The following is a 14,384-nucleotide window of genomic DNA, read 5'->3' on the forward strand; positions in this document are numbered from 1 at the left end:
ACGATCACCGTGCGGATGGTCGGTCCGATGCAGTGGATCGGCTACCCGGCGCTGATCGCCGCCGCGGCCACCATCCTGTTCGCCATTCCGCTGCGCCTGTTCGGCCTGACCCTGCCTGAGCCGGTCTGGCCCATGGTTCTGGCCTTCGCCTGGCCGCTGATCCGTCCGTCCATGCTGGCGCCGGCGGTGCTGTTCGGTCTGGGCGTGTTTCTCGACTTCTTCTGGGGCGGTCAGACCGGCATGTGGGCGCTGAGCCTGCTGCTGATCTATGGCGCGATGCTGTTGGCGTCGAAGTATCTGGCGGGGCAGGCGACGATCGTCCTGTTCGCCCTCTATGTCGCTGCGACGGGCCTGGCCTTCGCGGTCGCCTATTTCGTGACGCGCGGCAGCCTTGGGAATGCTCCCAATCTGCTGGCTGTTATGGGGCAGATGATCCCGACGCTTCTGCTCTTCCCCCTGGCTGACTGGCTGATCGAGCGCTTCGACGACGCGGATGTGCGATTCCGATGAGCAGTGAACCGCATATCTTCTTTTCCGATGTGAACGAGCGGCAGGGCTCCTTCCTGCGGCGCACCATGCTGCTGGGCGGGGCGACGGTCGTGGGCGGGCTGGCCCTGGTCGGGCGCCTGGCGCATCTGCAGCTCTTCAAGTCGGAAGAGTTCGCCACCCTGGCGACGCGCAATCAGTTCAACTTCCGTCAGGTGCCGCCGCCGCGTGGCCTGATCAAGGACCGCAACGGCGTGGTCATCGCCGGGAACCGGCCCAGCTTCCGCGTCCTGGTGGTTCGCGACGAGACCAAGGATCTGGACCAGACGCTGGACCTGCTGGGCCAGCTGTTGCCGGACACTCTGGAGCGCCGCCGCACCATCATTCGCGAGGTCAACGCCGCGCCGCGTTTCTCGCCGGTTCCGGTCAAGAGCGACCTGACCTGGGAGGAGTTCTCCAAGGTCAATTTGCATGCGGCGGAACTGCCCGGCGTCATGGCCGACATGAACGAGGCCCGCTATTATCCGCACGGCGGCGCCTACGCCCACGTGGTCGGTTATGTGGCCAAGGTGTCCGACCGCGACGTGAAGGCGATCCGAGACAAGGGCGAACAGCCGCCGGCCATCCTGTTCAACCCCGGTTTCCGCATCGGCCGTCAGGGCATTGAACGATCGCTGGATCTGGACCTTCGCGGCGTCGAAGGCGGCAAGCGGGTCGAGGTCAATGCGCGCGGCCGCGTCGTGGCCGAGGATATCGCCGGATCGCGTCCGGCGGTTCAGGGTTCCGAGGTGGTGCTGACGCTGGACAACGACGTCCAGCAGCGCGCGCTTGAGGTGTTCGGCGAAGAGGCGGGCAGCATCGTCGTCATGGATGTGCGCAACGGCGACATCCTGGCCATGGTGTCGTCGCCGTCGTTCGATCCCAATCTGTTCGTGTCGGGCGTTCCGTCCAAGATCTATCGCGCCCTGGCGGACTATGAGCGCCGCCCGTTGCTGGACAAGGCGCTGAGCGGCACCTTCGCGCCGGGCTCGACGTTCAAGCCGATCGTCGGCCTGGCGGCGATGAAGCGGGGCCTGGATCCCAGCCGCCGCATCTTCTGCAACGGCAGCTTCTACCTGGGGCGCCGGTTCGCCTGCCTTGGGCGGCACGGGGCGTTGGATCTGCGCGGGGCCATCAAGGCCTCCTGCAACGTCTACTTCATGACCCTGGCGACCGAGATGGGGCCGGACGCCATCGCTGAGACGGCGCGGGACATGGGCTTTGGCCAGACGTTCGACATCGGCATTCCCGGCCAGAAGGCCGGGTTGGTGCCTGATCGCGAATGGCGGCGGAAAAATCCCGTGCGCGGCGACGGCAAATGGTATCCGGGCGAGAACCCCAGCTATGGCATCGGTCAGGGCGCTCTGACGGTGAACGCCCTGCAACTGGCAGTCTATACGGCGCGCGTCGCCAACGGCTCCAAGGCGGTGTCGCCGCGCCTGATCAAGTCGATCGGCGGGGTGGAGCAGGGCGGCAGCGCCTTCGCCGATCTGCCCTATGATCCGCAGATGCTGCAGGTTCTGCGCGACGGGATGGAGGCGGTGACGGCCGCCGGGGGCACGGGCTTCCGCAACAGCCAGCTGGGTCTGGGCACGGTCAAGATGGCCGGCAAGACCGGTACGGCCCAGGCGCGCAACTACGGCTCAGGCTCGCGCAAGGGCGCCGGACGTCCCTGGGACCAGAAGGACCACAACCTGTTCGTGGCCTATGCGCCGACGGATAATCCGCGTTACGCCGTCTCGGTCATCGTTCAGCACGGCGGTCTGGGCGGCGGCACGGCCGGCGCGCCGCGCGCGCGAGAGGTGATGAAGGTCGCCCTGCTGAAGGATCCGGAAATCCGCGCCCGCATCGAATCGGCAGGCTTTGAGGCCCAGGAGGACGCCGGCGCGCGCGAAGCCGAGGCGCGAGGCGAGCCGATCGACGGCGCTGGCGTCGGCGTCGACGTCGTCGCGCCGCCGCCCCTGACGGAGCCCGGACAATGACCGCATCCGCCCTGACCCGTCCCGGCGAACGCGATCGCCTGTCCAGCAAGTTCGCCGAGCTGGATTGGCGCGTCATCGGCCTGCTGTGCATCCTGGCCGGGATCGGCACGGCCATGCTGTATTCTATCGCGGGCGGCCACTGGCAGCCCTGGGCGGCCAAGCATCTGATCCGTTTCGGCGTCTTGCTGGTCGCCATGATCGGCATGGCCATGGTTCACCCCAAGTGGTGGTTCCATGCGGCCTATCCGCTGTACGGCGTGCTGCTGGTGCTGGTGCTGATGATCGAGTTCACGCCGCTGGGCTATACGGCGGGCGGGGCCAAGAACTGGCTGAACCTGGGCTTCACCCGCATCCAGCCGGCCGAGTTCGTCAAGATCGGCCTCGTGCTGGCTCTGGCGCGTTGGTACCACGGCCATTCGGCGCAGGAGGCGCGCTGGTCATGGAAGCTGCTGATCCCCGTGGGGATGATCGGCGTGCCCTTCCTGCTGGTGGCCAAGCAGCCGGACTTGGGTTCGGCCATGATCATCGGCCTGACCGGCGCCGCCGTCATGTTCATGGCGGGACTGAGCTGGCGCGTCATCGCCGCCGCCGTGGCCGCCGCCGTGGCCGTGATCCCGCCGTTCGTCATGTTCGTGATGCACGACTATCAGCGCAACCGCGTGCTGACCTTCCTGAACCCGGAGGCCGACCCCTCCGGCACCGGCTACAACATCATCCAGTCGAAGATCGCCCTGGGCTCCGGCGGCCTGATGGGCAAGGGCTACGGCCTGGGCAGTCAGAGCCAGCTGGAGTTCCTGCCGGAACGCCATACGGACTTCATCTTCTCGACCGTGTCCGAAGAGTTCGGCTTCCTAGGCTCCTTCACCGTCCTGGCCTGCTATGTCGCGCTGATCCTGATCTCGCTGCGGATCGCGGCCCTGTCGCACAGCCATTTCGGCCGGATCAGCGCGGCGGGCATGACGGCCTTCCTGGCGCTGTTCGTGCTGATCAACGGGGCGATGGTGATGGGGCTGGCGCCGGTCGTGGGCGTGCCTATGCCGCTGCTGTCTTATGGCGGATCGACCATGATGACGGTGATGATCGGCTTCGGCCTGATCCTGTCGATGCGGGTGCACCGCTATGTCGAACTGCCGAAGGGGCAGGGGCTGTTCTAATCGGCTGTACGGGCGTTAGGCTGTCGTCATGACTGTTCAGACGCCCGAAACCGAAGCCGCCGACATCCCAAAGGCCGATCCGGCCATGTTCTCCGACTGCGGCGACACGCCCTGTCCGCAACCCGTTCTGGCGGATCCGAGGAATGAGGCGGCGGTCCAGGCCGAGGGCCTGCGGATGCGCGACAACCCGGCCGAGTGGGCCTTCGTGCGCCTGTCCAAGCTGATCGAGGAGTTCGAGGCCAACCTCGACAAGGACGAAGAGATCGGCGCGCGCGTGGTCGGCCTGCCGGGCGATGGGGCCATGCAAATCATGGACGTGGGCTTCTGGGGCCCGGACCTGATCATGTTCTTCGGCCGCAACGCTGACGGCAAGCCGGTGCGCCTGATCCAGCACTACAGCCAGATCAATGTGGTGCTCAGCGCCATGAAGAAGCCGGAGGAGCGTGAGGCGCGCCGTATCGGCTTCCAGCTCAGCGAGATGGTCGAGAAGACCAACCCGAAATAGCGCCTGAACGCGCTGTGACGCCTAGAGCGTCGCCGCCCAGTCGGTGGCGCGGATCAGGCTGTCGATGATGCCGGGCTCGCTGGAAGCGTGGCCGGCGTCGCCGATGATGTCCAGCTTGGCCTCGGGCCAGGCGCGGTGCAGGGACCAGGCGCCCGAGATCGGCGTCACCACGTCAAAGCGGCCTTGCGCGATCCAGCAGGGGATGTGGCGGATGGTCTCGATGTTCTCGAGGATCCAGTGCTCGCTGTCGAAGAAGCCGCCGTTGGTGAAGTACCAGTTCTCGATCCGGGCGAAGGCCACGGCGAAGTCGGGATCGGCGAACTTGTCCGGCTTGCCTGACGGGCCCTGGATGCTGACGGTCTCGCCCTCCCAGGTCGCCCAGGCCACGGCGCAGCGGTTGCGTTCCTCCACGTCGTCGCCGGTCAGGCGCTTGTAGTAGGCGGCCATCAGGTCGCCACGCTCGGCCTCGGGGATGGGCGCCAGGAAGCGCTCCCAAGCGTCAGGGAAGATCATCGAGGCGCCGTCCTGATAGAACCAGTGCAACTCCTTCTTCGTCAGCAGGAAGATGCCGCGCAGCAGCAGGGCCAGGCATCGATCCGGATGCTTGATGGCGTAGGTCATCGACAGGGTCGAACCCCACGACCCCCCGAACACCACCCATTTGTCGATGCCCAGCATTTCGCGCAAGCGCTCGATATCGGCGACCAAATCCCAGGTGGTGTTGTTCTCAAGCGAGGCGTTCGGCCGCGACAGGCCGCAGCCGCGCTGGTCGAACATGACGATGCGGTACTTGGCCGGATCGAAATAGCGCCGCATCCCCGGATTGACCGCCCCGCCGGGGCCGCCGTGCACGACGATGACCGGCACGCCGTGTGGATTGCCGCTTTCCTCGTAGTAGATCTCGTGGACGCTGTCGGTCTGCATCCAGCCCGAGGCGTAGGCTTCGATCTCGGGGTAGAGGTCGCGGCGGAGCGTGTCGTTCACGGAAAACATGCGTGGACCCTGTTCAGCTGAAGATCAAACGTTCGTCGGGGAGGGCTTGAGAGCGGCGGCGACGATCAGGCACCAGGCCGCGATCATCATGACTCCGCCGATTGGGGCGATGGCTCCCATTGCGGGAAGGCTCAACAGGCCGATCATGGCCAGGGCCAGGCAGAAGACCAAGCCGCCGCCGCTGGCCAGCCATCCCGCCAGTCGGGCCAAGCGTCCTCCGTTGTTCCATAGCGCCAGCGCCACAGCCAAGGCCGCATGGACCATCTGATACTGGCCGCCTGTGGTCAGCAGGGTTTTGACGGCAGGTGCAGCGCCGTGAGCCGCAAAGGCGCCCAGCGCTACGGCCATGGCGCCGTTGAACCCGGCGAAGACGAGAAGGTTGCGGTCGGGACTCATGGTTTATGTCTAGACCACAAATCAAGGGAAGTCTGCTATGGCGCGCCATGACGTCCGCCCCGCGCATGGCCCTGCAATACGTTCTGCTGTTCGGCGCCAGCGGGGTGACGCTTCCGTTCGCGGGCTTGTGGTTCCGAAGTCAGGGGCTGAGCGGGACGCAGATCGGCGTGTTGCTGGCGATTCCCATGCTGGCGCGGGCGCTGACTGGGCCGCTGATCGCCGTCTGGGCCGACGGCTTCACGCATCGGCGCTCGCCGATCGCCCTGCTGGGGTTGGCCATGGCTGCCGGCTATGGCGGGGCGGGGCTGGTTCAGGGGATCATCCCCTGGGCTGTCTTCTGGCTGATCGGAGCGTCGGCGGCGGCGGCTCTGATCCCGCTCAGCGACGTGCTGACGTTGAAAGTCGCGCGACGCGAAGGCTTTCCCTTCTCCCTCCCGCGCGGGTGCGGCTCGGCGGCCTTCGTTATCGCCAACGTCGTCATGGGGGTGCTGCTGACGCGGACATCGACGGATGTGGTGATTGTCTGGGCGGTCTCGGCCTCGCTTCTGATCGCGGTGACGGCGTGGCGGTTTTTGCCGGCGGAGCGGGTAGGCGAGGACGGGCCATTGTCCGGTTTCGAGCGCTTTAGAGGGTTGGGGCGGCTGGCGGCGGATCCCGTGTTCATGACGGCCATCTTCGCCGTGGGAGCAGTACAGGCGGCCCACGCCTTCTATTATGGTTTCTCCGCCATTCTCTGGCGGGCGCAGGGCGTGGCCGAAAGCATGACGGGCCTGTTGTGGGCCTTTTCCGTCATGGTCGAGATCGGCTTCATGTGGGTGGTCGAGCCATGGCGCCGAAAGAGAGGAATCGGCCCGTGGTTCATCCTGGCCTTGGGCGCAGGCGCTGCCGTGTTGCGCTGGACGGCAATGGCCTTCGCCCCGCCGCTGTGGCTGTTGTGGCCGTTGCAGTCTTTGCACGCCCTGACGTTCGCAGCCACCTATCTGGCGGGGGTGCAGATTGTGGAGCGCCTGTGCCCGCCCGACAATCATACGGCGGCTCAGACGTTAAGTTCGGCGCTGTCTGCGGGGGTGCTGATCGGGCTGGCGACCTTGGCTGGCGGACCGTTGTACGATGCTTTCGGCCCGCGCGCCTACCTGGCCATGGCGGGGCTGGCGCTGGTCGGCGGAGTGACGGGGGTGGTGGTGGCGCGGCGGCTGAAGATCTCAGGCCGCGCTTGAACGGGGCAAGGGGGTGAGGTGGCGCGCCATTGCCGAGGCGGTGGTCTTGATCGCGGTCCGCACGGCGTCTTCCGTCGCTTCGTCGGGGATACGCAGGAGGCCGATAGAGGGCGAGTTCAGGCTGTCTGGCAGATCGGCCAGGACGCGATACAGAATATAGCTGCCCTGGTCGTCTTCTGCGTCGGACGCGGCGAGAACGGACAGGCCTGCCGCGGTCAATTCTCGTGACATTTCGGCGATCGGCGCGGTGACGCGCGCCACGCCGGGCCCGGTTTCATCCAGCCGGCCGGAACCGTCTAGGCGGCGGTTTTCCGCGCGCATCTGAAGACGGAAGTCTCCGGAATGGATCGTGCGGCCGATCAGCAGCAGGGCGCCGCAGTTTCGGGCCTTCAGCGCGGCGATGAGGCGCTCGGCCAGGGCCTCGCCGTCGGCGTCGCCTGAAATCGGCTGAGTGCGGGCGCCGGGAGGGCTCCACGGCTCGCCTGACAAGTCCTCGACTAAATCCCAGGTCGGATAGGAGGGATTCCAGACGCAGATGGCGATGACAGGGCGTCGATCAGGACGGTTGCTGGAATCCGTGTCCACCAAGGGGCGTGGCTCCTATACGTCGGGATGGCGCGGGGCCCCTCGACCGTGCGGGTAAAAACGTCGTGAGGTCAAGTCTCAAGCCGCAGCGGGGACTCAGCTGAGATCGCCGATGGCGGCGTCCAGCAGCATGAAGGCCCGGCCTTCGTCGGTCGCTAGGCGCGCCTGGATATCGTGGGCGTCGCCGCGATCGGCCTGAAGACTCAGCCCACGGGCGAAGGCGCGGACGTAGGCTTCGGCGTCGGCGCGCAAGGCGTCGTCGCCTAGGACGCGCCGCGAAACGCTGCGCACGGCGGCGGGGGCGACGCGGCGCACGATCTGGCGTGCGCGAGACGGGTCACGCGCGGCGAAAGCATGAGCCGTTTCCTCGATACGCGGACGCGGCAACAAGGCGTTGGGATCCACGCCCATGCGGCGGATAGCATCGGTGATCCGAGCCGCCAGAGCGTCGATCTGTTCGGGCGACGCGATGGGAGCGGACAGGTTCAGCGGGTCTTCCGGCATAGATGCGCCGTCTTGGCCGGCCGGGACGTTCCAGTCCAGATCGGCGGGAGCGTCGTGGCGCGTCGCCGGGGCCGCAGGCGCATGGGGGGGCGACGGACGCGCGGTCGGCGCGACGGGAATCGCTTCGATCTCGCTCGCGGGCGCGTTCTGCGGACGCAATCGGCCGCGCAGGCCGTCTTGTGTGCGTTCGACGGGCGGGCGAGTGGCGCTGTCGGCGGCTTGAGCGGCAGCCTGGGGGCGGCGGCGCGAAAGGCCGCCTTCGCCGGACACGGCGCCCATCAGGCGCACGGCCTCGGTCAGCATGTCGTAGTTGCGTCGCACGCGCTCCTGGAAGCCGGACTCCAAGGCTTCGGTGTCCTCAGCCGCCTTGCGCGAGGCGGCGTTGAGCGCCGTCAGGCCGTTCTCGACGGCGGCGCGGACAGAATCCACGCGCGCCTGAGCTTCCTGGGGCAGGCGGCTGGCGCGTTCGTCCATGTCGGATACCGCCTGCTCGACCTGAGACAGGGCTTCGGTCACGCGGGCCAGCGTGTTCTGCAGACTGTCGATCAGTCGTTCGCCGGTCAGATCGACCATTTCGGCGGTCTGGCTGACGATGCGGCGAGCGCCGTCGATGCGCGCTTCAGCGGCGGCGTCCGCCTGTTGAGCGGCGTCGAACAGGGATTGGCCGAGGCGGTCGGCGCGGATCTGGGCCTGTTCGATGGCGGCGTCGGCGGCGATGCGTTGATCGTCGGCGGTGGCCTGAAGAGCGGCCAGCGCACGGCGCGTCTCTTCGACCAGCAGGTCGCGGGATTCGGCGGACAGGGTCTCGAACCGATCCAATGCCAGTTTGGTGGCGTGGTCGAAGCCATCGGCTTCGCGCTGCGACATCTGGACCAGGGCCTGGAACTGATCGACCACGGCCTCGACCTGGGCCTTGATCGCCTGGGCCGCATCGCCGCCCCGTTGGGTCAGGTCGTCAGCGGCGGAGCGGGTTTGAGACAGGTGATCCAGCAACTGGGCGCGCTGGCTCTCGATCTGGGCCGAGAAGTCTTCCTGATCGGTGCGCAGGGCGTAGGCGGCGGTGACCAGGGCGGCGCGTTGCTGGCCCAGGCCTTCCTCAACTGATTGAATCTGTTCGGCTACACCAGAGCCGGCCGTCTCCAGCCGCAGGGTCTGGCGAGCCAGGTCGTCGGCGGCGGCGCGCGCTGCGTCCTGTGCTTCATTGGCGGCGGCGGCCAGGTCTGCGGCGCGGGCGGCCAGGGCGGCCTCAGCCTCGCGTAACTGGGTCTGGGCCAGGTCCGAGGCGTCGGCGACCATGCGCGACTGGCGCTCGACTGTTTCGACTACGTTCGAAGTCTGGGCTTCCAGACGTCCGCTGAGGCCGTGCATCTGTTCGCGTTCGACGGACATCTGCTCGGTCAGCTTGCGCGCCGTACCGCCAGCGCGTTCGGCCGCTTCATTCAGCAGGGTCGTTTCCTTGGCCAGGGCCTCGCGCAGCAGGGCCATGTCGTTGCGCGCGCGTTCGGCCGCCTGGGCCGCCTGGTTGATGTCGTCGCGAAGGGTGGTCAACACCTGGCCGGCTTCGTTGGCGGCCAGGGCGGCCGGACCGACCAGGGCGTCGGCCATGTCTCGCGCACGACGGGTTTCCTGGGCCAGACCGGCGCCTTGGCGCACGGCGTGGGCCAACAGGATCGACAACCCGACCGGAGCCAGCAGGATCAGGGCGTAAACGGCCAGACGAAGTGGGTCGATCTCCATCATGCCTGAGCCCAGCTCATAGGCGAACCAGGACGCGAGGCCGCCGACCCACAGGGCGGAAGCCAGGCCGGCGATCAGATAGGCGTGATTGCCGCCGCCCTTTGCAGGCTTGCTGCGCGAATCGGCGGGGACCGGCAGGGGCGCCTGTTCGATCGTGGCGGGAGGGGCGTCGGCCGACTCGCCGAGAATGGCCAAGGTGCGCGCAGCCTTCTCTGCTTCGGCGGCGCGCTGTTCGGCGATAGCTTGCTGCTCGGCCAGGCGACGACGCTGGCGTTCGGACATGGGGCGTGCCGAGGCGCGCTCCGATTCCGGCGAGGTCGAGGTCTCCAACTCTGCCGGATGGGGCAAGTCGTCTGCTTCGGGCGCGAGGACGGGCGCCTCATTTGAAGAAGCGGGCTCGGGATCGGTCAGATTGAGCGGCGGCCGATGGCTGGATTTCATGGGCGTCGATCTCGATTACTGGTCGCCTGGAGACGCGGGCGAGGTCGCATGCGGACCGACCCTAACGACTGGATCGAAAGGCGAAAAGGCTGGAGAGCGCATTATCCGGGCCGAAGGCGCAGCTTCACCGGACGGAAGTTGTGGATCAGCAGGAGGCGGGGGCGTTGACGTGGATGTGCGTCGAAGGCGCGTCAGCGCACTTTTTTTCGACCCGCTGAATCTCGCGTTCCGACTTCTTGGGCGAGCTCAGATCGACCCCGAACTGCGACAGAGCAACCGCAGCGAGCAGGGCGATAAGGCCGATCACCATTTCGATCAGAGCTTGCATGGGGCGCAATATGACAGATCACGGTTCCGGCGACAATGCGGCGAAGTAATGAAGCGTCGCCATTGACCCTGGTGATGCGGAAATGGAACGATCCTGTGCTGATCGACATCTGCATCAAGGGGCCGAGTATCAGGCCGTCACGCGAATCGGTCATTGGAGGCTCATGCGGCCAGATCGTTCCTATGAAGGCAGTCTGATCGGACCTGGTCCCGGGGTGTGGCGCGCCGCGCCCGCGCATCGGCTCGCGCCTCTGATGGAGAACAAGGCTTATTTCGACGCCCTGTCGTCGGCCCTGCACAAGGCGAAGCGGTCGGTCCTGATCCTGGGCTGGCAGTTTGATCCACGCACGCGTCTGAATCCTGAGGGGCCGCTGACCGACCGCCGGGCTGAGATCGGCCATCAGTTGAAGGCTCTGGTGCGTCACAAGCCCGACTTGGACGTGCGCCTGTTGATCTGGCGCTCGCCGCTGCTGATCGCGGCGTCGCAAGGCTTCTATCCGCACAGGGCTCAGCGTTGGTTCCGCCGGCGCATTGTCGAGTTCCGGCTGGATGGGCCGGGCATCCTGGGCGCCTGCCACCATCAGAAGGTGGTGGTGATCGACAATCAGATCGCCTTCTGCGGCGGCGGCGACATCTCGACCGACCGCTGGGACACCGAAGAGCATTTCTCGGGCGATCCGCGTCGGTGCGAGCCGACGGGCGTCATCCCTGCGCCCCGGCACGAAGTCATGTGCGTGATGGACGGCCCGGCGGCGCAGGCTCTGGGTGAACTGGCGCGCGAGCGGTGGAGGCGGGCCACCGGCGAGGTGCTGGAAGTCGCCATGCCGCGCGGCGGCGACGCCTGGCCCGACGGCGTGGAGCCGGCTTTGCAGAACGTCCCTGTCGCCATCTCCCGCACGGAACCGCAGGTGCGGGGCCGGCCCGAGGTGCGCGAGAACGAGGCCTTGCACCTGGAGGCCATCCGGCGGGCGCGGTCGCTGATCTATATGGAAAATCAGTATTTCACCTCGCCCCTGCTGGCGGCGGCGCTGGCTGCGCGGCTAGACGAGCCGGACGGGCCTGAGGTGGTGCTGGTCTCGACCGGCCGCAGCCCCAGCTGGTTTGACGGCCTGACCATGGATACGGCGCGGGCCGAGGTTCTGTACCGGCTTGAACAGGCGGACCGGCATGATCGTTTCACCGCCTTCTATCCGGTGACGGACGAGGGCGAGCGGATCATCGTCCACGCCAAGATGACCATCGTCGACGACAAGCTGCTGAGGATCGGGTCCAGCAACCTGAACAATCGCTCGATGGGGCTGGATACGGAGTGCGACGTTTCGGTTGAGGCTGAGACGGAAGAACAGCGCGAGGTGATCCAGCGTTTCCGCCGTCACTCTCTCGGCCATTTCATCGGCGTGTCCGGCGACGCCTTTGCTGAGGCTGAGACTTTGCTGGGTTCAGTCGGTCAGGCGATCCAGACCTTCGGCCATGAGCGTATGAAGCCGCTGGGCGCGACTGAGCCGACGCGGGTCGAGCGAATGTTCGCCGAGTGGCAGTTCGGCGATCCGGTATCGGCCACCGACGCCTGGCGGCCATGGAAGCGGCTGAACCGTTCGCATCGCACCCGACCCAGGTCAGAGGGCGGTCAGGCGCCGGGTTGACCCTTGGGTTGATCGATTTCGAAGTCGATGATCAGCGGCAGGTGGTCCGAAGCGGCTCGCGCCAGGGGCGATGACGGCGTGCGGGCGCCGGTCACGCGGATTTCGCGGCTGACGAAGCAGTGGTCGATGCGAATGGCCGGGAAGGTGGACGGAAAGGTCTTGATCGAGGGCTTCAGTCCCAGCCGCCGCTGGGCGTCGTCCAGCCGCCGGGTCAGGGCTTGGTAGGGGCGGGTGATGGAGGTGGCGTTGAAGTCGCCGGTCAGGATGGTCGGCCCGTCGCACATCGGATCACCCAGCCAGTCCCGGCCGATCAGGGCCGCGACCTGAAGCCGCTGCTCGCGTGGGACCAGGCCAAGGTGGGTGTTCATGATGTTGACGACCACGCCGTCGAAGTCGACCGCTGACCACAGGGCGCCGCGCGGCTCCAATCCCTTGAGGCCGGGCAAGGTGGGCAGGGCGGCGGCGCGCACCAGACGCTCGGGCCGGTGGGTCAGGATGGCGTCGCCGTAAAGCTCGGCCTCGACCTTCATGGCGGGATGGAACTGCACGCTCATGGCCAGGCGCTGGGCGATGGAGTCAGCCTGATCGACCCAGCCGGTGCGGGCGCGGCCGACGTCCAGCTCCTGCAGGCAGACGACATCCGGCTCATGCTCGGCGATGACGTCGGCGATGCGGTTCACGTCCAGCTTGCGGTCGACGCCGACGCAGCGATGGACGTTGTAGGTCAGAAGTCTCGGCATGAATTCCTTGCCTGCGATCGCAGCGACTGTCGCGCCTCAATGCGGCGGTCGCGAGGCCCCGATAGCGATCCTGATAGCCGGACTAGATGACAACCAGCTTGTCGGGGATCTCGTTTTCATCAGCGGGCTTGGGCGGAAAGCGTTCCGTCAGAACCTGACCGCACAGGGCGATGGCCTTTTCGAAGCCCTCGACCGGCTGGTCACGCCGTAGCGCGCCGGTCAGGGCGGCCACGGCGTCGGCCCAGACTTCGGGGCTGACGCAGGAGTGGATGCCCTCGTCGGCCACGACCTCGACCTGATGATCGGCCAGGGCGGCGAAGATTAGGACGCCGGTGCGCGCCTCGGTGACGTGCAGACCGTGCGCCAGGAACTGCTGCATGGCGGCGCGGCGAACGCGCGTGCGGCGCAGGGCGGCGGGTGTCAGAAGTCGCCGCACCACCGGGATCAGCGACAGCAGGAAGACGGCCACGAAGACGCCCGCCTGCACCAGGCCATAGGCCGTCAGGGCGCGCCCGATCTCGGCCGAGGCGGCGGGGGCGTGGGCGGCCTCCCAACCGCCGCCGAAGGTCAGCCAGTCGCCGTTGAAGCCGAGCGGGATCAGGCCCAGCGGCAGCAACAGGGCCGCAGCGGCCGCCCAGCCCAGACTGACGTCGCGATAGGACGACACCTGCCGGGCCACGACGCAGAAGATCTCGCCGGAGGTGTTCGCCTCGGCCTGGGCGATGGCCTGAGCCACCCTTGCGTGGTCGTCGTTCGTGAACTGCATCACCATCCCCCCGAGGCGCCGCCGCCGCCGAAGCCGCCGCCGCCTCCGCCGAAACCACCGCCTCCGAATCCGCCGCCGCCCCAGCCTCCACCGCCGCCCCAGCCGCCGCGATCATCGTCGTCGCGGTTGCGCAGAGCCTCGCTGGCGGCCCAGATCAGGATGGGCGACAGGCCATCGCCGCGCCCGCGCCGCTTGCGGCCGCCCGCCGCCGCGCCGATCATGCTGAAGAAGATGAAGGCGAACACCAGCAGGATGACGATGGCGGGCAGGACCGGCTTGGTCGTCGCGGTCGCTGCGCTCTTGGCCTCTTCGGCGCGCGCCTGGGCTTCGGCCGGGTCGGCGGTCAGCTGGGTGATGATGGAATCGGTCCCGGCGATGATGCCGGCGGCGTAGTCGCCCTGCCGGAAGGCCGGCAGGATGTCGTTGCGAATGATGAGCGAGGAATAGGCGTCGGTCAGCACGCCCTCCAGTCCATAGCCGACCTCGATCCGCACCTTGCGCTCGTTCGGCGCGACGATCAGCAGGGCGCCGCCGTCGTTTTCCTTTTGCCCGATGCCCCAGTGACGACCCAGCTGATAGCCGAAGTCCTCGATCTCCTGATCCTGAAGCGAGGGCAGGGTGACGACGACCAACTGGTCGCCGGTCTGCTGTTCCAGCGTCGCCAGCTTGCCGGTCAGGGCCTGTTCCTGTTCGGGCGTCAACAGTTGGGCGTCATCGACCACGCGGCCGGTCAGAGCGGGAAACTTGATCTCGGCGGCCAGGCTGACGCCGGGCAGGGCGGCCAGCCACAGGATGAGGCCCAGCAGCAGCGCGGGGAGCAGGCCCCGCGCCGCGCCTTCCCTCGGGGCGAGGGCGGAAGGGTTCATTTC

At 67.3% G+C, this 14,384-nt stretch carries 14 protein-coding genes; 6 read left to right on the forward strand and 8 right to left on the reverse strand.

Annotated features, from left to right (window positions below):
* The first annotated feature begins 15 nt into the window (after window positions 1-15).
* The 4 genes from EGK63_RS02975 to EGK63_RS02990 are packed head-to-tail and all read left to right on the forward strand — an operon-like array spanning window position 16 to window position 4,166.
* The gene (locus tag EGK63_RS02975; protein WP_125899919.1) at window positions 16-510 is read left to right on the forward strand and encodes a hypothetical protein; all 495 of its coding nucleotides are present in this window, start codon (window positions 16-18) and stop codon (window positions 508-510) included.
* A complete protein-coding gene (mrdA, locus tag EGK63_RS02980) occupies window positions 507-2,507 on the forward strand; it encodes a penicillin-binding protein 2 (protein WP_125899843.1) in 2,001 nt (666 codons plus the stop codon). The genes EGK63_RS02975 and mrdA overlap by 4 nt, the downstream gene beginning before the upstream one ends.
* Window positions 2,504-3,661, forward strand: coding sequence for a rod shape-determining protein RodA (gene rodA / locus EGK63_RS02985; RefSeq protein ID WP_046653517.1), 1,158 nt, complete (start codon window positions 2,504-2,506; stop codon window positions 3,659-3,661). The genes mrdA and rodA overlap by 4 nt, the downstream gene beginning before the upstream one ends.
* 28 nt (window positions 3,662-3,689) lie before the next feature.
* On the forward strand, window positions 3,690-4,166 hold the full coding sequence (locus tag EGK63_RS02990; RefSeq protein WP_125899844.1) for a DUF6173 family protein: 477 nt from the start codon (window positions 3,690-3,692) through the stop codon (window positions 4,164-4,166).
* A gap of 21 nt (window positions 4,167-4,187) precedes the next feature.
* Here EGK63_RS02990 and pip read toward each other — a convergent pair whose 3' ends face one another.
* Entirely contained in the window at window positions 4,188-5,159 is a 972-nt protein-coding gene (pip, locus tag EGK63_RS02995; RefSeq protein WP_125899845.1) for a prolyl aminopeptidase, read from the reverse strand.
* 24 nt (window positions 5,160-5,183) lie between these two features.
* Complete coding sequence (locus EGK63_RS03000; protein ID WP_125899846.1) at window positions 5,184-5,555, reverse strand: DUF423 domain-containing protein; 372 nt, start codon at window positions 5,553-5,555, stop codon at window positions 5,184-5,186.
* A gap of 47 nt (window positions 5,556-5,602) precedes the next feature.
* Here EGK63_RS03000 and EGK63_RS03005 point away from each other — a divergent pair, with 47 nt between their 5' ends.
* Window positions 5,603-6,772, forward strand: coding sequence for an MFS transporter (locus EGK63_RS03005; RefSeq protein ID WP_125899847.1), 1,170 nt, complete (start codon window positions 5,603-5,605; stop codon window positions 6,770-6,772).
* Here the strand turns inward: EGK63_RS03005 and EGK63_RS03010 are convergent.
* The 3 genes from EGK63_RS03010 to EGK63_RS03020 form a co-directional block, all read right to left on the reverse strand.
* Window positions 6,758-7,357, reverse strand: coding sequence for a hypothetical protein (locus tag EGK63_RS03010; protein ID WP_125899920.1), 600 nt, complete (start codon window positions 7,355-7,357; stop codon window positions 6,758-6,760). The genes EGK63_RS03005 and EGK63_RS03010 overlap by 15 nt on opposite strands.
* A 96-nt stretch (window positions 7,358-7,453) precedes the next feature.
* Window positions 7,454-10,039, reverse strand: coding sequence for a tipN (locus tag EGK63_RS03015; protein ID WP_125899848.1), 2,586 nt, complete (start codon window positions 10,037-10,039; stop codon window positions 7,454-7,456).
* 145 nt (window positions 10,040-10,184) lie between these two features.
* Window positions 10,185-10,367 carry a hypothetical protein gene (locus tag EGK63_RS03020; protein ID WP_125899849.1) on the reverse strand — a complete coding sequence of 61 codons (183 nt, stop codon included), beginning with the start codon at window positions 10,365-10,367 and terminating at the stop codon, window positions 10,185-10,187.
* 163 nt (window positions 10,368-10,530) lie between these two features.
* Between EGK63_RS03020 and EGK63_RS03025 the strand changes: the two genes are divergently transcribed.
* Window positions 10,531-12,009, forward strand: coding sequence for a phospholipase D-like domain-containing protein (locus EGK63_RS03025; RefSeq protein WP_125899850.1), 1,479 nt, complete (start codon window positions 10,531-10,533; stop codon window positions 12,007-12,009).
* On the opposite strand, the gene EGK63_RS03030 is transcribed toward EGK63_RS03025, so the two are convergent.
* The 3 genes from EGK63_RS03030 to EGK63_RS03040 all read right to left on the reverse strand — a co-directional run bounded on the left by EGK63_RS03030 (window position 11,994) and on the right by EGK63_RS03040 (window position 14,381).
* On the reverse strand, window positions 11,994-12,749 hold the full coding sequence (locus EGK63_RS03030) for an endonuclease/exonuclease/phosphatase family protein (RefSeq protein ID WP_125899851.1): 756 nt from the start codon (window positions 12,747-12,749) through the stop codon (window positions 11,994-11,996). The two genes, EGK63_RS03025 and EGK63_RS03030, sit on opposite strands and share 16 nt — an antisense overlap.
* Before the next feature lie 82 nt (window positions 12,750-12,831).
* Window positions 12,832-13,515 (reverse strand): TPM domain-containing protein, encoded by a 684-nt coding sequence (locus EGK63_RS03035; protein WP_315027296.1) that lies wholly within the window; start codon window positions 13,513-13,515, stop codon window positions 12,832-12,834.
* A complete protein-coding gene (locus tag EGK63_RS03040) occupies window positions 13,515-14,381 on the reverse strand; it encodes a YgcG family protein (protein WP_125899853.1) in 867 nt (288 codons plus the stop codon). The genes EGK63_RS03035 and EGK63_RS03040 overlap by 1 nt, the downstream gene beginning before the upstream one ends.
* Between the last annotated feature and the right edge of the window lie 3 nt (window positions 14,382-14,384).

This window comes from Brevundimonas sp. 357, assembly GCF_003938605.1.
GTDB lineage: Bacteria > Pseudomonadota > Alphaproteobacteria > Caulobacterales > Caulobacteraceae > Brevundimonas.